The following is an 18,442-nucleotide window of genomic DNA, read 5'->3' as shown; positions in this document are numbered from 1 at the left end:
ATGACATTTGTTAAAGTGATGCGCACTTACGGAACAGTGATAGCAGGTCTTCTCATTGTTCTTGTTTTTAGTCTTCTTAGTCCCGATTCGTTCGCCACACCGGATAACGCTCTCAACATTAGCCGGCAAATATCGTTCCTCGTAATGATTTCCATCGGAGCGACTTTGGTCATGGCGGTCGGAGAGTTTGACTTGTCCGTTGGGGCAATGGCGAGTCTGGGAGGAGTCATGGCAGCCAAGCTGGCCATAGCGGGCTATCCGATGGCGCTGGTATTTACCCTGCCATTGCTGGCAGCTTTAGTCATAGGTGTAATCAATGGCTGGATCGTAACCAAATTTCGGGTGCTTTCCTTTATTACAACGTTGGCTATGGGGACGATTCTCGGCGGCTTCACCTTCTGGCTGACGGGAGGGGCAACCGTCTTTGAAAATATCCCGGCCAGCTTCCGCTATGTGGGACAAACCCAATGGGGCGGCATCCCGCTTCTGTCCATCTTGATGATATTCGTAACCTTGCTGTTCTGGTACATTATGAATCAAACCGCATTCGGGCGCAGGCTCTATGCCCTTGGAGGCAATGAACAGGCTTCCCGAGTGGCTGGGGTTAACGTGAAATGGAACAAAAATGCGGCTTTCGCACTCTGCTCCATCATGGCGGCTCTGACCGGTATGCTTATGGCTTCCCGTCTGGGATCCGCGCACCCAACCGGAGGGGACGGGCTGTTCTTGACCGCCTACGCTGCCGCATTTCTGGGAATGACTGCCTTCAAGGAAGGAGTGCCCAATATTTGGGGAACATTCGTAGGAGCAGCGATTCTCGGAATTGTGGCGAACGGTCTGACCATCCTGGGTGTGCCGACGTTCATGCAGGATGTATTTACCGGGGTGATCGTCATTGCTGCCGTCATACTACAACGAATGGGTCGTGAAGCGAAATGACGGGAAATAAACGCAACAATTTGTGTCTACAGAAAGTTAAGAATAATCAAGAAGGCTTGTTAATCGGATATTTCGCGGCAGGGGATCCGAATCCGGACAAATCTCTGGAGCTGCTGACGGAGACGGTATCCGCCGGTCTGGACATTCTGGAAATTGGTGTCCCTTCGGCCAACCCGGTCTATGACGGGGAAATTATCCAGAGGGCTCACTATCGGGCGCGCCTTAACGGGGCTCCGGAGGAATGGCTGCCTGATTATATGAAAGCATTGCGCGAAAGAGTGGACGTTCCTCTGTGGGCGATGGCGTATCATCGGGATTTCATCGCCAACCATTGGTACGAAATCTTTGTAAAGGAAGGCTGGATCGACGGTCTGGTCATTCCGGATACGACGGATGAAGAGCTGGCCCGACTTCAGGAGAAGGTGGAGCCAAGCGGAGTCGATGTCATCCGCTTCATTAATCCGGGCATGAAGCCCGAGCAGTTGGAAACTATCGCCAAGCAGGCCAAGATTATTTACGCTCAGATGTATGCGGGGACAACAGGGGATCCCTTCTCGACAATAAACAACGCTCATCAGCTGCTGTCCTCCATATCTCCCTGGTTTCAAGGGATGGCCGTGGCCGGCTTCGGGCTGAAGAACGCCGATAATGTACGGGAAATTATCGAAACGGGCTATGACGGAGCGGTTGTAGGCTCGGCGCTGGTTTCCAAATGCGAATTTCATGAAAAAGACGGGCTGTATCGCTTAATTTCTGAAATGAAGCAAAGTACGTTACCTTCCTCCAAGGCAGGTGAAGCTTGATGACAATGGAATCAGGCGTTTCTGCAAAACAGGCTGTGAAGGATATCCCCTTCGCGGGGACCGGTGCAGAGACATCGTCCGCCGGGGAGGTAGTGGCCTCCATCGATATCGGAACGACCGCCATTAAGGGTGTTCTGGTCGGACGGGACGGCGTCTTGAGGCATGAACGGACGATTCCGTTAACGACCATGCATCAAGGCGGGTATATGGAGCAGGATCCGGAAAGCTGGTGGACCGCATTCGTCCAGATGTGTCGGGATTGGGACGCCATAGGCGTCGGCGGAAAGCAAATTCGCTGCGTAGCCTTTAGCGGGCAGATGCAGGATTTGATCGCCGTCGATTCCGACGGGGCACCGCTTCGTCCGGCCATTCTGTATTCCGACAGCCGGGCGGGGGTGCAAGCAGAGTCACTGCTTGCGCAAATTACGGAGCGTGAAATGAAGCGCCGTACGGGAAACCATTTTGACGGGACATTTCCGCTGGCCAAGATGGCCTGGATGCGGGAGCATGAACCCGACAAATATGATCAGAGCCGGTATTTTCTGTTCGGCTCCAAGGATTACGTCATTCTGAAGCTGACGGGGAAAGCGGTGACGGACCCGACGACGGCCTCGACCGTAGGCCTGATGGATGCGGCGAGCCGGCAGTGGGTGACCGAATGGACGGAAGCCCTGCAGATGGATGCGGGCAAGCTTCCGGCCATCATACCTTCGGTCGGCTTGGTCGGCACGGTTACCCCCGAGGCTTCCCGGCTGACCGGACTGAGCACCGATACGCGCGTGCTGGCCGGTGCCGGCGATGCCGGCTCCTCTACCTTGGGGGCCGGAGTGATGGCCGAGGGAGACATGTACGTCTACCTCGGGACGACCGGTTGGGTAGCGGCCGCCGTCGAGCAGCCCATTGAGAGCGCCGGCGGTATTTTCCACCTTGCCCATCCGGCCGGCTCGCACCTGATCGCCATTGCCCCGCTTCTGAATGCGGGCAGTGTTCACCAATGGGCGGTCGGGAATTTCGCAGAGGGTCCGGAGGATTACCGCGGATTCGAGCAATTGGTGGCCTCCAGCCGCCGCGAGCGCAACCGGGTGCTGTTCCTGCCCTATCTGGCAGGGGAGCGCTGCCCGGTACAGGACCCGGACGCAACCGGTTGCTATGTCGGCTTGACCGGCGAGACTACCCGCGCCGACCTCGGTGCGGCTGCGCTGGAGGGAGTCTCCTTCGCGATCCGCCAGGTCAGGGATCTACTGCTATCCGGGCAGAAGCCGGACGCGATGAATGTCATCGGCGGCGGCGGCAAAAGCGAAGCCTGGATGCAAATTCTGGCGGACATATGCTCCAGCCAGGTTCTCGTTCCTGCAGATGCCCAATTTCTACCCGCCCTGGGGGTAGCCTCCCTTGGCTTCGTGCATCTGGGCTGGTCCGCAAATTTTGCGGAATTCAAGGCGGCCTACCTGCAAAAAGGAGAGCACGCCGGTTATGCGGCCAATCGTGAACTGGACGACCATTACGAGGCCAAATTTTCCAAGTACAAGCAGCTTTACGCGGCTCTTCAGCCTGTAATGGTGCCTTGAATGCCTAAGAGATCATCGGATATGGACTAGCCCGTCTTCCGTTTAGCGGAGGGCGGGCTTTTTGCTTGCTAAATGTTCCGGTGTCCCCTGCAAGGCACATGCGATGCGCTTCGAAGGCTGCACATTTGAAGGGAATGTTCCTCCCCTGAACCACGTTTAGAGGAAGGTTTAGACACCGACTTTGTTGGAGTGTGGCCAGAATACACTTCGAAGGCTGCACGTCACTTTGTGGCATTTCATGAAAGAAATCTCTCGTTTCTCCACAGGACCTCTATCGAAAATGATATAATAGTAGAATCAGGCATTTTAGCCCTGAGCTATTTTCCAATATGAACGAAAAGTCCTCCTCAGGGACGGGTCCCGCAGGAATGGATTTGGCCCGGCAAGCCTCTTAGAAGGTACTTATGGGCGCATAGAAAATTGAGGTGTAACGATGCTTCAGCAAGCAGTGCAATTATTGCAGAAAGTATATGGATATTCTAATTTCCGCACAGGACAGGAAGATATTATTTGGGATATTTTACATAAAAGGGATACGGTAGGCATTATGCCGACGGGCGGGGGCAAATCGATTTGCTATCAAATTCCCGCCCTGATGCTGCCCGGAACGACGATCGTCATTTCCCCGCTGATTTCTCTCATGAAGGATCAGGTGGACGCGCTTCACAGCCTGGGGGTATCCGCAACATATATCAACAGCTCTCTAAGCCAGGCGGAGACGGAGGAAAGACTGCGCTTGGCCTCCAACGGCGAATACAAGCTGCTTTACGTAGCACCGGAACGGCTCGATTCCCCCCGTTTTCAATCCTTGACCTATCGGGTAGAGGTTCCCCTTATCGCCATTGATGAGGCTCACTGCTTATCCCAATGGGGACATGATTTTCGGCCGAGCTATTTATCTATTGTTCCCTTCTTGAGACAAATTCCGGATCGTCCGGTGGTGGCTGCTTTTACGGCTACCGCTACGGAAGAGGTAACCCGGGATATCGTGAAGCTGTTGGGCATGGACCGGCCCGAGATTCACGTTACCGGCTTCAATCGTGAGAATCTGTCCCTTTCCGTGCTGAGGGGCGTTAACAAAACGGAATATGTGCTGAACCATATTCATCATCATCCCGATCAGGCTGGCATTATATACGCGTCTACCCGTAAAGAGGTGGATGAGCTTTGCCGGCTGCTTGAGCGCAAAGGTGTAGCAGCCGGGAAATATCATGCCGGAATGAGCGACGAGGAAAGAAAACAGAGCCAGGAGGCCTTCCTGTATGATGAAGTTAAGGTGATGGTGGCGACGAATGCTTTCGGGATGGGGATTGACAAATCTAATGTCAGATATGTCATTCATTACAACATGCCCAAAAATATGGAGGCCTACTATCAAGAAGCGGGACGTGCGGGAAGAGACGGCGAGCCGGGGGAGTGCGTACTGCTGTTCAGCGCTCAGGATATTCAGACTCAGAAGTTTCTGATTGAGCAGTCCGTTTCCGATGCGGAGCGTAAATCCAACGATTACAAAAAGCTGCAGACCATGATTGATTACTGCTACACCCAGCAGTGCTTGCGCAGCTATATTCTCGATTACTTCGGGGAGGAGGCGGCCAGCCCGTCCTGCGATAACTGCAGCAGCTGCAAGAATGAAGGGGAACTGGTGGATATAACGGTAGAGGCCAGCAAAATTTTCTCGTGCGTCTGGAGAATGAAGGAGAGGTTCGGAGCGACGCTGGTCGCCCAGGTGCTGAAAGGGTCCCGTAATAAGCGGGTTACGCAGTTCGGCTTGGATCGGCTTCCGACCTACGGCATTATGAATTCAATGACGGAGAAGGAAATCTCCGATTTGATTCACAAGCTCATTGCCGAGCGGTATCTGGCTATGAGCGAAGGGCAGTATCCGGTTGTTCGGCTGCTTCCCAAAGCGGCGGAAGTGCTGAAAGGCAACGAGAAGGTGCTGCATAAAGTGCCCAAAGCTCCCAAGGCGGCGGCAGATGCCGGGCCTCTGTTCCAGCGGCTGAGGGAGATCCGCAAGCAATTGGCCGATCAGGAAGGAGTGCCTCCTTACATAATATTTTCGGATAGCACCTTGCAGGATATGGCCAGACGTCTTCCTAGAACTATGGAGGAGATGCTGCAGATCAAGGGAGTGGGGGATGCCAAGCTGCAGAAATACGGGGCCTTGTTCCTGAAGGAGCTGCAGCAATCCGCAGACGCTTCCGACTCAGGGGAGATGCAAGCGGAATTCGATTACCGGGCGGGAACGAACGAGAGGAACGGGAAGAAAAGCGCGAATGGCGGCAAAGGCAGTCATCTGCTCACTTATGAAAGCTTTATTCAAGGAAGAAGTGCTGAGGAAATAGCCAGGGAGAGAGGGATGAGTGTAGTAACCATCCAGGATCATATTCTCCGCTGCGCCAAGGAAGGGATGGAGATCGATTGGGACCTTCTGATTCCGGAGAAATATGAGGGCATGATCATCGAGGCAATCCAGCAGCTGGGCGCGGACCGGTTAAAGCCGCTCAAAGAGGCTCTTCCCGATGAGGTCGATTATTTTGCCATCAAGGCAGTAATGGTCAAGCACGAATTTATTTGATCATCCGACTAACACATTTTTGGTCGAAAAGAATGTCTCGGAGAAGCTGAGGTCAATAACGCGCGAGGAGATAACGCCGACTAAGAAGGCCATTGTTATGCAAGCTGACTGCTGAGGTTAGACGTCAAAATATGCTGTAACGTGCCGTGGAGATACATTTATGTCTTTTGGCGTTAACCCGCCGAATGGTGTGAAAAGACGCGCAAAACTGCAGGTCTTTTTGGGAAAAAGCTGCGCGATGCCTTATTCTAAAGCGAAAATGCAGGTCTTTGGGGCGATTTCTTCGAGATCGCTCCATTTTTATCAAAAAGACATGCACATTTGCTCGTCTTTCGCTCTTTTTTGGGAAAAGGGGCGGATTTTAATGCACTTTTGGAGCGACCTCGTCTTTGCCCCCCTCTGCTCCTCTGTGCTCCTCTGTGCTCCTCTTTGCCCCCCTCTGCTCCTCTGTGCTCCTCTGTGCTCCTCTCTGCTCCCCTCTGGCCGCCTTTGCGGGAGACCATGGAGCTGAGACGAATAAACGGTATTAAGGGTAGCTTTTTATGCCAAGTTGGCAAAATGTCCCACCTGAATACCTCTAATGTAGTAAAAAAAGGGCTGGCATCGCCAGCCCTTTTCGAATATTCGTTTCCAAATCAGGCCCATCAAAGGGGCGTTTTGTTCCTCTGCAGAGATAGCCCCGCAATGGCTGCAAATTCAAGCCCTTGCCTAGAATACGAGCTTCTCTTCGATATAGGCGCGAAGCTGGTCCACCGGAATGCGCACTTGCTCCATCGTATCCCTGTCGCGAACCGTTACTTGACCGTCCGTTTCCGAATCGAAATCGTACGTAATGCAGAACGGTGTGCCGATTTCATCATGACGGCGATAGCGTTTGCCGATGGAGCCGGCTTCGTCATAATCGACCATGAAATGCTTCGCCAAATCGGCAAATACCTGCCGTGCCCCTTCGGAAAGCTTCTTGGACAGCGGCAGAATGGCCGCTTTGTAAGGCGCTAATGCAGGATGCAGATGCAGAACGGTGCGGCTGTCTCCGCCTTCCAATTCCTGCTCCTCGTATGCATCGATGAAGAAGGCGAGAGTGACGCGGTCCGCTCCGAGCGATGGCTCGATGCAGTAAGGAATGTACCGCTCGTTCGTTTCGGTATCGATGTAATGGAAATCCTCACCCGAATGCTCCATATGCTGTTTCAGATCGTAATCGGTACGATCCGCGATTCCCCAGAGCTCTCCCCAGCCGAACGGGAACAGATACTCGAAGTCCGTCGTTGCATTGCTGTAGTGGGACAGTTCCTCCGGTGAATGGTCGCGCAGCCGGATATTGTTCTCTCTTATACCGAGATCGAGCAGCCATTTACGGCAGAATTCCCTCCAATATTCAAACCATTGCAAATCTTCTCCCGGCTTGCAGAAGAACTCCAGCTCCATCTGCTCAAATTCTCTGGTGCGGAAAGTAAAGTTGCCGGGCGTAATTTCGTTCCGGAAGCTCTTGCCGATTTGGGCAATTCCGAAAGGCACTTTTTTACGCATTGTGCGCTGAACGTTCTTGAAGTTGACGAAAATACCTTGGGCCGTCTCCGGGCGCATATAGATTTCGTTAGCACTGGATTCCGTTACCCCTTGGAACGTCTTGAACATGAGGTTAAACTGGCGAATATCTGTAAAATCATGGCTGCCGCAATCCGGACAAGCCAGATTATGCTTCTTGATCAACTCGGCCATCTCATCAAATGACAGACCGTCGGCAATGATTTCCGTTCCTTGCTGAGCGAGCCCTTCTTCAATCAGCTTATCCGCCCGATGGCGGGCTTTACACTGCTTGCAATCAATCATCGGATCGTTGAAATTGCCGATATGTCCTGAGGCCACCCAAGTTTTGGGATTCATCAGAATGGCGGCGTCCAGCCCTACGTTATAGGGGGATTCTTGGACAAACTTTTTCCACCAGGCGCGTTTGATGTTATTTTTCAGCTCCACACCCAATGGGCCGTAGTCCCAAGTATTCGCGAGTCCCCCATAGATTTCCGATCCGGGAAAAATAAATCCGCGATGCTTGGCTAATGCTACAATCTGTTCCATCGATACTGTCATTGATGCTCTCTCCTTTTTCCATCGCTTACAAAGATGTGGGGGCTTGACGGCAAATGAAAAAGCCCTCCTCCCAGTGGCATGAAACATGCCTAGGGACGAGAGCTTGTGCACCCGCGGTTCCACCCTAGTTGACACGCCGTTCCAGGCGTATCCCCTCTTAGAGCAAGCAGCTCCGGATTGCCGTTTCTCTGAAGCTTCTCCCGGGCTTTCACCGCCCCCGGGTCGCTTATGCAGAAGGAGTTCAGATACTATAGATCCATCTCAGCCACATCTTATTAATAATTGTATTGTAATCCATCATACTGATTTTAAACAGGAAATGCAAGTAAGCATTGAAGGAATGGGCAATTATGAAATAGGAATGAACCTGTTAGGTTGTACTTATTTTTTTTCATCGGTTATGGTTTCCCGCCACTCCAGCGCACCACTATGATAAAATAAGAAGAGAAGGAGTTGATAAGCATGGAGGGAAAACAACTGTGTCCTAAATTCGAAGCGGCTTTCGAGCTGCTCGGCAAACGGTGGACCGGTTTGATCATTCATGTGCTGATGGATGGCCCTATGCGGTTTAAAGATATTTCCGATCAAATTCCCGCCATGAGTGACCGGATGTTGTCGGAGCGGTTCAAAGAGCTGGAGGCGGCCGGAATTGTAGAACGCAAAGTTTTTCCGGAGATGCCGGTAAGAATAGAATATGAACTCACGGTTAAAGGAAAAGAATTGAAACCGGTGATGGATGAGGTCCAGAGATGGGCGCAAACTTGGGCAGACGCGAATGGACATTAACCTGTGCCGCTGTTGGGGTGGCCGGTGCGGCCGGCGCCTTGGCCCGATATTATTTAGGGTATGGCATAGCAATGGCAGCGGGAGGACATTCTTATCCGGGGACATTAGCCGTTAATTTGATAGGCTGCTTTATGCTTGGCTGGTTGACTGCCTGGGGGATGAATAGAGGCCTCCTTCCGTTCTGGTTGATGACTGCGGCAGGAACCGGCCTGATTGGCTCGTTTACAACCTTCTCTACCTTTAGTGTAGAGTCGATTCAGCTTCTGGCGGACCGCCAATGGGGGACGGCTGCGATATATTTTCTCTCCAGTCTATGGGGAGGACTAGCTGCTGCCTGGGCCGGTTACAGGTTGGGGAACCTCCGCTCAAACCGCAGAGATCGGGAGGAGAGTTGATTATGGCGGGGTTATGGATAGCTATTGGAGGATTCTGCGGAGCCGTCTCCAGATATGTGCTGTCCTCTTGGGTTACCCGCAGATTCCCTTCTTCCATCCCTTTGGGAACTCTCTTTGTTAATCTATCCGGTTCATTTTTATTGGGAGTGATTACCGGGATGGGCTTGTCCGGTACTTGGGCGGGAATGCTGTTCGGAACGGGTTTTCTGGGAGCCTACACTACGTTCTCCACGTTTAAGGTAGAGAATGTTAAGCTGATATTGGCCGGCCGACGGAAATCGCTGCTTGTCTACTTGGGATTAAGCTATGGAGCCGGGCTGGGATTGGCCTGGACAGGCTTCATTTTAGGCGCGTTGCTGGTGAACTGACTGGAAGTACATATTAGAATATGTGGACGGCGGGGGAGAAAATATGACAACGATAGGCTTGGTCCGGCACGGAGTGACGGATTGGAATCTGGAAGGAAGGGCACAGGGACAGCATGATATTCCTCTGAACGAGGAAGGTATTCGTCAGGCGCGTCTGCTTGGGGAACGGTTGGCCCAGGAGCATTGGGATTATATCTATACGAGTGACCTCGCAAGAGCGAGCCGGACAGCGGAGATCATAGCAGAGGCGATGGGGATGAAGGTGACCGGCTATGATGCCAGATTGCGGGAGAAATCCCATGGAGATTTGGACGGAACTACGGAAGAGGAAAGAATCGAAAGGTGGGGCCCCAACTGGAGGGAGATAGATCACGGTGAGGAAACCCTACAGGATGTGCTTAGACGAAGCCTCAGCTTTATGAAAGAAATTACGGTCAAGCATCCTGAGGACAGGGTGCTGGTTGTCAGTCATGGAGCCTGGATAAGGGCGACAATGGGAGAACTGATCCGCGACCGGGAAATCTCCAAGCTAAGCAATACGTCAATCTGTGTACTGCAGCATACCGAGGAGAATTGGAGCTGCCTTCTCTATAACTGCACCCGGCATCTGGAGGCGAGGTAGAGCCTTTGCTTGAGGCGGCGGATATTCTATCATTTGGCAATCGAATGGAAGCTGTCTTTTGCCGTATCTATAGTATAATAGGAAGAAGCTTGGCCGATGGCCAAGCTTGCAAGAACATTATAGTGCAGAACCTCCGAACACGAAGCGGTGTTCCCAATGTTTCCCAGCGATGCTGTCCACGCGTACCCCGCCGGATTTAACGGAATAAGTATGAAGAATTTTGCCATCTCCGAGGTAGATGCCGACGTGGCTGATTCTCTGTTTGGATTTGTTGATTCCTTTATAAGACGAAGCGGAGGAACCTTTGTAATCCATGAAGAACATGAGGTCACCGCGTTTCAAGTTTCTCCAGTTAGTGGTGGTATGCCCTTTTTTCTTGACATAATCGGCTTGCTTCCTGGAATCGGAAGGCAGGGTGACTCCCAGGGCTTGTTTGAAAGCATGGCGAACGAAATCCGAACAGTCGAAGGTCTTCGTACTGTTCCGGTTGGAACCAAATTCATAAGGGGTTCCTAAGTATTTCATTCCGGTGCTGATCACCTTCTCTACTTTAGCGGAAGAAGAAGTTGAAGTTGAAGGCTTGGACACGGCATTCGCCGAGGAGGTTCCGCCGTTGGACGGCTGGTTCGCTGCACTGACATATTTGGATGAAGAAGAAACATATCCGATCTTTCCATTTTGATCTTTAACTTTATACCAATAGGAGTTAGGCTGACCTACTATATCTAAAGTTTCACCCGGCTTCAAATAACGGATCTGGTTATTTTTCACGCTAGGTTCGGTACGAAAATTCACGCTATTTACGACTTTTAAAGTCCCTTGTCCATCGGTAGCGGCCATCGCTTGAAAAGGAATAGCACTAAGTCCAATCGAAGCGGCAATTATACAAGTTACGACTTTCTTTTTCATTTTCAGCTAGTACCTCCGAATGAATTTTGGTTTTAATGATATCCAAATTTTATTTTTCTTCTAAATTTATCCAGATCAGCAATGATTTAAGTTATCCTCCTCCTAAATTACCAATTGTGGGCTTGCTCCAAAACTATAACACAGGATTTCATGGCAAAAGAGTAGTAGATATTACCAATTGGTATTTTACCAGTTTTCCATTTAACCGCTTTCATAAATCCATAGACCGAAGGAACTATTTTTGGACAACAAAGAGACTGAATTTCCTCCAATTTTTCGACAGTATATTCCAAAAAATATTTATTTTTACCATAATATTCAATTTTATAGGACTTTAGAATTATTTTGTTAAAAAAGGTTTCAAAAAGGTTAAAATCCTTAAGTTTTGGTTCTATTAAGCTATATTTATCCAGATAGATTTTTATCGAATACGTGGTGATTTATTTTCAAACCGCTCCGCTAAGAACTTTGGTTAAATTGATGTTTTACTCTTTTTTTCCAATCTTTGTAACACAAATGTAATTTTAATTTCATGCTTTGTTAATGTTCATCGCCTATACTAAATATCGACCCCCCTTTTTATGATATATATATTTTCTAATAGCCTATAACCCCGTTGGTTGTAGGCTTCTTTCTTTCTGTTTTGGGGTAGCCGGAAGGGCTGTCTCTTTAGGGCGTGGTACGGAACAATTCATGCGCAAGGAAGACTTTGTAAAAACAAATGTCCATGATAAGATTTATACTGTCGGCATATCAAGATCTGTCGAACTTCGGAAGCTTTAGCAGAATAGGGGGATATATAGATGAGGGAAAATATCAGACCATTGACTCAAGCGGAATTGCCTGACAGCATTAAACTGTCGGAATTCGCTTTTCAATATGAACTGAGCCCGGAACAACGTGCAGAGAGAATAGCTTCGGCCAAGCCCGGAGAGCAGTGGGGGTATTTCATCGAGGACAAGCTTGCAGCGAAGATGACCATCTATCCGATGGCGACGTGGATTAACGGCAAGCGGACGAAATTCGCCGGGGTAGCCTCCGTGGCCACTTGGCCGGAATACCGCCGTCAGGGTATGGTGGGGAAGCTGCTCGTCAACGCGTTTCATATTATGAAGGAACAAGGCTTGAGTTTAAGTTGTCTTCATCCTTTTGAATTTTCATTTTATCGCAAATTCGGTTGGGAAACCTATGTGGAGTATCAAAATTATGAGCTTGAATCCAGACATCTGCCCCATCAGTTTGCTATAGAAGGGCGAATTGAAAGAACAGAGGACCGGAATCTGATCAAGGCCATATATGAGTCCTACGCGGCATCGTACAACGGTATGCTTGAAAGAACCGACGAATGGTGGGAAAACCGTATATGGAAAAACGCCAAAGGCACTGCTGCGGTTTATTATAACGAGGCTGACCAGCCCGCAGGGTATATGATGTATAAGGTAGCGGACAGCATCATGACTATTCATGAGATGGTCTTTCTGGACGAGAAAGCGAGAGCCTCGCTCTGGAAATTCATCGCGAATCATGATTCCATGATCCGCAAAGTATGCCTGCGAGCGCCATCGGATGATGAGCTCCCTTTTTTGCTGCATGATCCGCGTTTTAAGCAGGAGAAGGTTCCTTACTTTATGGCCAGAATTGTCGATGCGGAAGCTTTTGTGAAGGAGTACCGGTTTAATCCTGCAGGCGAGCGGACCCGGATTACCCTTGCATTAGAAGATCGCTATGCGTCCTGGAATCAAGGGATATTCTCAATCGAGATCGATGAAGAAGGATCAGCGCAGGTTAAGCGGTCCGGGCCGTCTGCCGACGAGGCTGATGCCGGCCGGGAGGAAGCTCAGCTAACCTGCGATATTCAAACCTTGACCGCGATGCTGGTGGGATACCGCAAACCGGCCATGCTGCATCGCGCCGGGAGATTGCAAGGTACCGCAGAGGCCGTCAAGCTTCTGGAAGATCGGCTTCCTGACCGGACGACTTATCTGATGGACTATTATTGAACCAGGAATAATAAAGAAAAGCTCCTAAACAGGGCCCTGCAAATCCCCAACAAAAAGCAAGAAGACCCCATTCGCAGCAGGAACGGGTCTTCAACCTGGGGAATAGAAACTTTGCTGCTCCAACCGGAGTATAAGATGATAACAAATGGGTTTTCTAATTGTCAGTCGGGAGACTGCAGGATACAGTATTAAGTACAGATAACCCGGGAGCCCGGGACAGGAAATTTTATAATTTCCGATGCTTGTTAACCGATAATGGTTAATTCTTTAGGAAAGGCGGTCAGCACTTCGCAGCCGTCGGCGGTTACAGTTATGTCGTCTTCTATGCGGACCCCCCCCTTGCCGGGCCAATAAATCCCCGGTTCTATGGTTAGCACCATCCCTTCTTCCAGCGGGTCATCATTCCGGTCGTGAACGGATGGATATTCATGGACGTCCAGTCCGAGTCCATGCCCAAGACGGTGCATGAAATGCGGTCCGAAGCCTTGCTCTTCAATATACTGTCTGGCCGTCCGGTCCAGAACGGATAGAGGAGCCCCCGGACGAACCGCTGCAATGGCACGGCGATTGGCTTCCAGAACGGCATTATATATAGTAGATAGTTCGTCAGAAACATCCCCTACGGCGAAAGTTCTTGTAATGTCGGAGGCGTAGCCGTTCGCGTAAACTCCAAGATCGAACAGCAGCAGCTCTCCTTCCCGGATTGCTCTATTACCGGGTTGGCCGTGAGGCCGAGCCGATTTCTCGCCAGCCAGTACCATTGTGTCGAAGGCCGGGCCGTCGGCACCCAGCACCTTCATCCGGTATTCCAGCTCGGCAACCAAGTCGAGCTCCGTAATTCCGGGCTTTACGAGCTTCACTCCGTGCTCCAGCACTTGCTCAATGAGGCGGATGGAATGCTTGATCCGCTCCAGCTCGTCGTGCGACTTGATCTTGCGCATTTCCAGCAGCGTCTGATCCACATCCGTATAAGTACGGTTTTCCAAGGCCGCGGCTAAAGCTTCGTACTGATGCACGGTTAGATGCTTCTTCTCCAGCCCGATCCTTCTTATGGAAGCGGGCAGCAGTTTGTTAAGCAGAAGGTAGGGATTATCCGTATCCAGATGGGTATGAATGGTTAACCAGCCGGCAGCCTGCGCCGCCGCTTCGCGATCCAATTCCGGAACGAGCAGCGAAGGTTCTTCCTGCCGAATAACTATAAGTCCCAGGAATCTCTCGTGGGGCTCCGAGGCAAATCCGGTTAAATAATATACGTGCTTGGGAAGAGTAATAAGGATAGCATCCAGCGCCTTCTGGTCCATGTAGGATTGCAGAACATTTAAACGCTCCAGATAAATTGATTTCATAACCTTTCACCGGCTTTCATTCATTTATTGGTGGATCCTTTTATAGGGAGAATACCATGTTCATTATTAAAATAGAAGCAATCCCGAAACTGATCTTATGGAAGAATGTCCGGAACCGAAATGGGCCGAGCCGTGCCGAACCGTGCCGTGCCGAACCTGCCGGATCCTAACGATGGTACTAACATTCCACTCATATTAAATGCTACAGCATTATAGGAGGCCATTATATGGAACAATCTACAGCCATAGCAGCGCCTACGGAAGCTGACACAGGATCTGCCTCCTCATCCGGAAAGAGCGGTAAATCCGCAGGCAGAATCCGTGAGCTGGAGCTGCTAAGAGCCTTTGCCATCGGGGCTGTCGTCATCATTCACGCAACAGCCGGAGCAACTGTGGAGGCGGCGCTAGGCAGCCGGTCCCAATTATTGTACTTGCTGGTGAACCGGTTAAGCCTCTTTGCCGTACCAATCTTTATACTGCTGAGCGGAATTGTGCTGTTCTATCGCTACAGCAAGCACTGGAGCTTATCGGAAGCCATCTCTTTCTACCGCAAAAGGCTCCAATTTATTGTTATCCCTTACCTCTTATGGTCATTGTTCTATTCCTACTTCAATCCGTGGTTCTACAAGACTGTTCCGCTCAGCGCTTTGACACCGGACCTGCTGCTGGACCAATTGCTGTGGGGAACTTCCAGCTATCATCTTTATTTCATGGTTATCATCATTCAGTTTTACGCTGTGTTTCCGATTCTGATGACGTTGATTCACCGCTTTCCTTCGTTAGGCAAGGCATTGCCATGGATTGGCCTGGTGCTGCAGGCCGGAGCTTATGCCTATCGTTATTACGGCGGCGGTCTGGAGCATGGCGCTTTCCTTGCCGTTACTTATGCTTTCGTCTTTGCAGTAGGGGGCTGGATCGGCTTGAATTACGACCGTTTCCGGCAATGGCTCGATTCGTATTCCTGGGTGGCGACTGCGGCTGCAGTTGCCGTTGGGGGCGCGTATACTCTGCTTCATGTCGTAAGCCGCTACGGGATTAAATTCGGCTGGGAAACGGAGGCGGTTTTATTCCATCTATACGGAGTAGCCGCGGCTGCAGGATTGCTGGTGCTGTGCAGGCACCTGTCGAATTATAAAGGCATCAGCCGGTTTCTGACATCCATTGGCGCAGTCTCCTTCGGAATCTACTTTGTTCATCCTGTGCTCCTGTCGGTCTACCGCGCTTATTGGACCGCCCCGCCAGGAAGCCTATCGTATCATTGGTTGACTATCGGCGGATTTTTCATTATCTTTACTCTGTCCTGGGGAATTAGCAGGGGAATCAAATCACTTCCCGGAGGCTGGATATTGCTTGGCAGGTAACGGATATCGTCTCTCATCAAGCTTCATGCAAGATATTATTTCCAGTATAATGGACAAACTGAGGCTGTCGATTCATTGTGGGAAAGGCGTACAAAAAGGATGTTGTACTAGTGAAAAGTTCAGCAGCGAAAACGTAACGGACCTGGGAGACCCTATTTCGTCAAAATAGGCGGTTTCTTTAGACTAACGGACTCAGCTGCGCTTATTGCTTGGAATTCTCCTACTTTCGCATGCATTTCTTGGGGATAAGGTCATCCGATTCCGTTAAAATGACCGAAAGGCCATTTTGGAACGATTAAGGTTTCTAGGGTCCGTTAAAACCAAACCATGCAGCATTTTCGCATGATTTTTGGTTGTATACCATTAATCGGCAGTCTCAAACTACGCGTATGCGGCTCCGTTAAATTCAAATAAAGGGGGCAGGACATGTCCAACGAAACGGTAGTGCAATTGAAGAACGTATCCAAAACCATAAACGGCAAGCCTATTATCGAGAAGCTGTCCTTCTCGGTCCGCCGTGGAGAGATTTACGGCTTCCTCGGGCCGAACGGCTCCGGTAAAACGACGACCATCCGCATGATGGTCGGACTTATCTCCATTACGGAAGGCGATATCTATATCGCCGGCCATAACATTAGAACCGAGCGGAGCCAGGCGATGACCCACGTCGGAGCCATTGTCGAAACGCCCGAGCTTTATGGGTATATGAGCGGGTGGAAGAACCTGATCCACTTCGCGAGAATGAGCCGGAATCCTGTCAGCCGCGAACGGATGATGGACATTGTCCGTCTGGTGGACTTAGAGGATGCGATCCACCGGAAGGTGAAGACCTATTCCTTGGGGATGAAGCAGCGGCTTGGCATCGCCCAGGCTTTGCTGCACCGGCCGTCCATTCTGCTTCTGGATGAACCGACCAACGGACTGGACCCTAGCGGCATAAGGCAGCTTCGTGATTACTTGCGCAGGCTGGCCTCAGAGGAGAATATAGCCATCGTCGTATCCAGCCATCTGCTGTCGGAGATTGAATTGATGTGCGACCGGGTCGTTATCATTAAAGACGGCCAGTTTGTCGACGAACGCCAGCTTCATGGCGAAGCGGAAGACATGATGGTCTACCCGGTCGTGTTCGAAGTAAGCAACGCCGATCAAGCGGCCTTGCTATTGGAAGCCTATGGGGAAGTGAAGAAGAAGGATAACCGGGTGACGATTGAAATCAACCGGGAAACCATTCCGCAGGTAGTTACGCTGCTCGGCAAGGAAGGCATTCTCCTGTACCAAATCCGGACGATGTCTCCAACTTTGGAGGACATGTTCCTGTCCCTTACGAAAGGGGAGCGGCAATGATGGGTTTTGTGTCACTGATCCAGAACGAATGGATGAAAATTAATAGCAAAAGGCAGAGCTGGTTTTTCTATCTGTTTCTTATCACGTTTGTCCTGCTGGCCGGGCTGATCATTTTCTTTTTCCTGAAAAGTCTGGCCGACAATATAGGGGCAGCCGATTTTACTAACTATATGAATACGGCCTTCGGCATTTTCATTACCATCTATATGATGGTCATGGGAGCGCAAATCATAACGGATGAGTACCGCGACGGAACGATCAAGCAGCTATTGATCCGTCCGGCCGGCCGCGCGGCCATTCTGGGCTCCAAATATGTCACGCTGCTTCTTCTGCTTCTGGCTACTTATGCGATTCTCTATGTCTTCAGTCTTCTGCTCGGCACGATTCTTTTTGGAGTCGACAACAGCGGAGCCACTCCCGGCAGCGTCCTGGGCGGCATTCTATACCAGCTTCCCGGTCTTGTATTCTTCGTCACTCTGTCCTTCTTCATGGCGGTTGTCTTCAAAAGTCTGGGACTGGCTATCAGCATCTCGATCGTGGCCAATTTCATCGGCGGGGTACTGACCGGGCTATTGTCAAAGTATGAGTGGTCGAAGTTTATTATCTTCGCCAATACGGATTTAACGGTATACTCCAAAAACACGCTGATCAGTTCAGGAGCCCGTCCTTTCAAGGAAGGGATGACTCTGGGATTTTCCTTGACGGTCATTGTCGTTTATGTCATTGTGCTCTATGTGTTGGCCAACTGGATATTTGCCAGAAGGGACGTCCAATAGATCTGACGGCGGTAACAGCCTTCTTCCGGTTCTCCGGGAGAGGGCTGTTCTGCTATATCGGGAAGCGTGACGATGCGGGTCCAGTGCCGGGTCTGACCGGGGTTCAGCTTGTCCCCCGACTTTGGTCCAGTACCAAAAACCGACGAGGGTCCGTTTTGACGAATCCTGAAATGACCTAGAATAAAGACATGAACAAGAAGAGAAGCAAAAAGAGAGGCGGTGAATCATTATGAAGCTTGACGGTAAAAGCGGTTTTGCCATTCTGCTTATCGGTTGCGGAGCATTGATTCTGTTGAATAAAATCGGGTTTCACATGGGTGGCCTGATGGGATACCTGATCCCGATTGCGATGATCGCTCTTGGATATTTCGGAATTCAGAGCGGCCGCAAAATTCTCGGAGGAATTGTTCTTCTCCTGGGTATCCTCATTCTGATCGGCAAGTTCTCCTGGCTAATCGGTCTGATTATCGCATTTGCGATGATCGCATACGGTGCCTCGATGTTGAAGGGAACCGGCCGGAGTTACTGATGCATGAACGGGGGTTAGGAAATA

General features: G+C 50.7%; 16 protein-coding genes. 13 read left to right on the top strand and 3 right to left on the bottom strand.

Features of this window, described 5'->3' with window-relative positions; genetic code table 11:
- The 4 genes from FS806_RS01645 to recQ all read left to right on the top strand — a co-directional run bounded on the left by FS806_RS01645 (position 1) and on the right by recQ (position 5,891).
- Positions 1-939 (top strand): ABC transporter permease, encoded by a 939-nt coding sequence (locus FS806_RS01645; protein WP_144932501.1) that lies wholly within the window; start codon positions 1-3, stop codon positions 937-939.
- Positions 936-1,742, top strand: a complete 807-nt coding sequence (gene trpA, locus FS806_RS01640; RefSeq protein ID WP_144932499.1) for a tryptophan synthase subunit alpha — start codon at positions 936-938, stop codon at positions 1,740-1,742. The genes FS806_RS01645 and trpA overlap by 4 nt, the downstream gene beginning before the upstream one ends.
- Positions 1,742-3,310 (top strand): xylulokinase, encoded by a 1,569-nt coding sequence (locus FS806_RS01635; RefSeq protein ID WP_144932497.1) that lies wholly within the window; start codon positions 1,742-1,744, stop codon positions 3,308-3,310. Before trpA ends, FS806_RS01635 begins: the two co-directional genes overlap by 1 nt.
- Before the next feature lie 433 nt (positions 3,311-3,743).
- Positions 3,744-5,891 (top strand): DNA helicase RecQ, encoded by a 2,148-nt coding sequence (recQ, locus tag FS806_RS01630; protein ID WP_144932496.1) that lies wholly within the window; start codon positions 3,744-3,746, stop codon positions 5,889-5,891.
- A gap of 708 nt (positions 5,892-6,599) precedes the next feature.
- On the opposite strand, the gene FS806_RS01625 is transcribed toward recQ, so the two are convergent.
- Positions 6,600-7,982, bottom strand: a complete 1,383-nt coding sequence (locus FS806_RS01625) for a glycine--tRNA ligase (RefSeq protein WP_144932495.1) — start codon at positions 7,980-7,982, stop codon at positions 6,600-6,602.
- 462 nt (positions 7,983-8,444) lie between these two features.
- Here FS806_RS01625 and FS806_RS01620 point away from each other — a divergent pair, with 462 nt between their 5' ends.
- Genes FS806_RS01620 through FS806_RS01605 form a run of 4 tightly spaced genes read left to right on the top strand, consistent with a single transcriptional unit; the run spans position 8,445 to position 10,153 of the window.
- A complete protein-coding gene (locus FS806_RS01620; RefSeq protein ID WP_144932494.1) occupies positions 8,445-8,768 on the top strand; it encodes a winged helix-turn-helix transcriptional regulator in 324 nt (107 codons plus the stop codon).
- Positions 8,732-9,163 (top strand): fluoride efflux transporter CrcB, encoded by a 432-nt coding sequence (crcB, locus tag FS806_RS01615; protein WP_144932493.1) that lies wholly within the window; start codon positions 8,732-8,734, stop codon positions 9,161-9,163. Before FS806_RS01620 ends, crcB (FS806_RS01615) begins: the two co-directional genes overlap by 37 nt.
- A 2-nt stretch (positions 9,164-9,165) precedes the next feature.
- Entirely contained in the window at positions 9,166-9,531 is a 366-nt protein-coding gene (gene crcB / locus FS806_RS01610; RefSeq protein ID WP_144932492.1) for a fluoride efflux transporter CrcB, read from the top strand.
- A 43-nt stretch (positions 9,532-9,574) separates the two neighbouring features.
- A complete protein-coding gene (locus tag FS806_RS01605; protein WP_144932490.1) occupies positions 9,575-10,153 on the top strand; it encodes a histidine phosphatase family protein in 579 nt (192 codons plus the stop codon).
- Positions 10,154-10,270: 117 nt separating this feature from the next.
- Here FS806_RS01605 and FS806_RS01600 read toward each other — a convergent pair whose 3' ends face one another.
- On the bottom strand, positions 10,271-11,062 hold the full coding sequence (locus FS806_RS01600) for a C40 family peptidase (protein WP_144932489.1): 792 nt from the start codon (positions 11,060-11,062) through the stop codon (positions 10,271-10,273).
- Between the two features lie 803 nt (positions 11,063-11,865).
- Here FS806_RS01600 and FS806_RS01595 point away from each other — a divergent pair.
- Positions 11,866-13,062, top strand: a complete 1,197-nt coding sequence (locus FS806_RS01595) for a GNAT family N-acetyltransferase (RefSeq protein ID WP_144932488.1) — start codon at positions 11,866-11,868, stop codon at positions 13,060-13,062.
- Positions 13,063-13,307: 245 nt separating this feature from the next.
- On the opposite strand, the gene FS806_RS01590 is transcribed toward FS806_RS01595, so the two are convergent.
- Positions 13,308-14,408: a M24 family metallopeptidase gene (locus tag FS806_RS01590; protein WP_144932486.1), complete on the bottom strand. Its 1,101-nt coding sequence runs from the start codon at positions 14,406-14,408 to the stop codon at positions 13,308-13,310.
- A gap of 227 nt (positions 14,409-14,635) precedes the next feature.
- Here FS806_RS01590 and FS806_RS01585 point away from each other — a divergent pair, with 227 nt between their 5' ends.
- The 4 genes from FS806_RS01585 to FS806_RS01570 all read left to right on the top strand — a co-directional run bounded on the left by FS806_RS01585 (position 14,636) and on the right by FS806_RS01570 (position 18,418).
- Positions 14,636-15,769 carry an acyltransferase gene (locus FS806_RS01585; protein ID WP_144932484.1) on the top strand — a complete coding sequence of 378 codons (1,134 nt, stop codon included), beginning with the start codon at positions 14,636-14,638 and terminating at the stop codon, positions 15,767-15,769.
- A gap of 426 nt (positions 15,770-16,195) precedes the next feature.
- Positions 16,196-17,113 carry an ABC transporter ATP-binding protein gene (locus FS806_RS01580; protein WP_144932482.1) on the top strand — a complete coding sequence of 306 codons (918 nt, stop codon included), beginning with the start codon at positions 16,196-16,198 and terminating at the stop codon, positions 17,111-17,113.
- The gene (locus FS806_RS01575) at positions 17,110-17,889 is read left to right on the top strand and encodes an ABC transporter permease (RefSeq protein ID WP_260981935.1); all 780 of its coding nucleotides are present in this window, start codon (positions 17,110-17,112) and stop codon (positions 17,887-17,889) included. Before FS806_RS01580 ends, FS806_RS01575 begins: the two co-directional genes overlap by 4 nt.
- A gap of 229 nt (positions 17,890-18,118) precedes the next feature.
- Entirely contained in the window at positions 18,119-18,418 is a 300-nt protein-coding gene (locus FS806_RS01570; RefSeq protein ID WP_144932480.1) for a LiaF transmembrane domain-containing protein, read from the top strand.
- The last annotated feature ends 24 nt before the right edge of the window (positions 18,419-18,442 follow it).

This window comes from Paenibacillus sp. 32O-W (assembly GCF_007679495.1).
GTDB lineage: Bacteria > Bacillota > Bacilli > Paenibacillales > NBRC-103111 > Paenibacillus_L > Paenibacillus_L residui.
This window is presented reverse-complemented; position numbering and strand designations above follow the sequence as displayed.

Excerpts from the sequence above, each read along its gene's own strand:
- FS806_RS01600 (WP_144932489.1), bottom strand. The coding sequence starts at position 11,062 with ATGAAAAAGAAAGTCGTAACTTGTATAATTGCCGCTTCGATTGGACTT.
- FS806_RS01620 (WP_144932494.1), top strand. The coding sequence starts at position 8,445 with ATGGAGGGAAAACAACTGTGTCCTAAATTCGAAGCGGCTTTCGAGCTG.
- FS806_RS01645 (WP_144932501.1), top strand. The coding sequence starts at position 1 with ATGACATTTGTTAAAGTGATGCGCACTTACGGAACAGTGATAGCAGGT.
- FS806_RS01625 (WP_144932495.1), bottom strand. The coding sequence starts at position 7,982 with ATGACAGTATCGATGGAACAGATTGTAGCATTAGCCAAGCATCGCGGA.
- FS806_RS01605 (WP_144932490.1), top strand. The coding sequence starts at position 9,575 with ATGACAACGATAGGCTTGGTCCGGCACGGAGTGACGGATTGGAATCTG.
- FS806_RS01590 (WP_144932486.1), bottom strand. The coding sequence starts at position 14,408 with ATGAAATCAATTTATCTGGAGCGTTTAAATGTTCTGCAATCCTACATG.
- FS806_RS01580 (WP_144932482.1), top strand. The coding sequence starts at position 16,196 with ATGTCCAACGAAACGGTAGTGCAATTGAAGAACGTATCCAAAACCATA.
- crcB (WP_144932493.1), top strand. The coding sequence starts at position 8,732 with ATGGGCGCAAACTTGGGCAGACGCGAATGGACATTAACCTGTGCCGCT.
- recQ (WP_144932496.1), top strand. The coding sequence starts at position 3,744 with ATGCTTCAGCAAGCAGTGCAATTATTGCAGAAAGTATATGGATATTCT.
- FS806_RS01635 (WP_144932497.1), top strand. The coding sequence starts at position 1,742 with ATGACAATGGAATCAGGCGTTTCTGCAAAACAGGCTGTGAAGGATATC.
- crcB (WP_144932492.1), top strand. The coding sequence starts at position 9,166 with ATGGCGGGGTTATGGATAGCTATTGGAGGATTCTGCGGAGCCGTCTCC.
- FS806_RS01585 (WP_144932484.1), top strand. The coding sequence starts at position 14,636 with ATGGAACAATCTACAGCCATAGCAGCGCCTACGGAAGCTGACACAGGA.
- FS806_RS01570 (WP_144932480.1), top strand. The coding sequence starts at position 18,119 with ATGAAGCTTGACGGTAAAAGCGGTTTTGCCATTCTGCTTATCGGTTGC.
- FS806_RS01595 (WP_144932488.1), top strand. The coding sequence starts at position 11,866 with ATGAGGGAAAATATCAGACCATTGACTCAAGCGGAATTGCCTGACAGC.
- trpA (WP_144932499.1), top strand. The coding sequence starts at position 936 with ATGACGGGAAATAAACGCAACAATTTGTGTCTACAGAAAGTTAAGAAT.
- FS806_RS01575 (WP_260981935.1), top strand. The coding sequence starts at position 17,110 with ATGATGGGTTTTGTGTCACTGATCCAGAACGAATGGATGAAAATTAAT.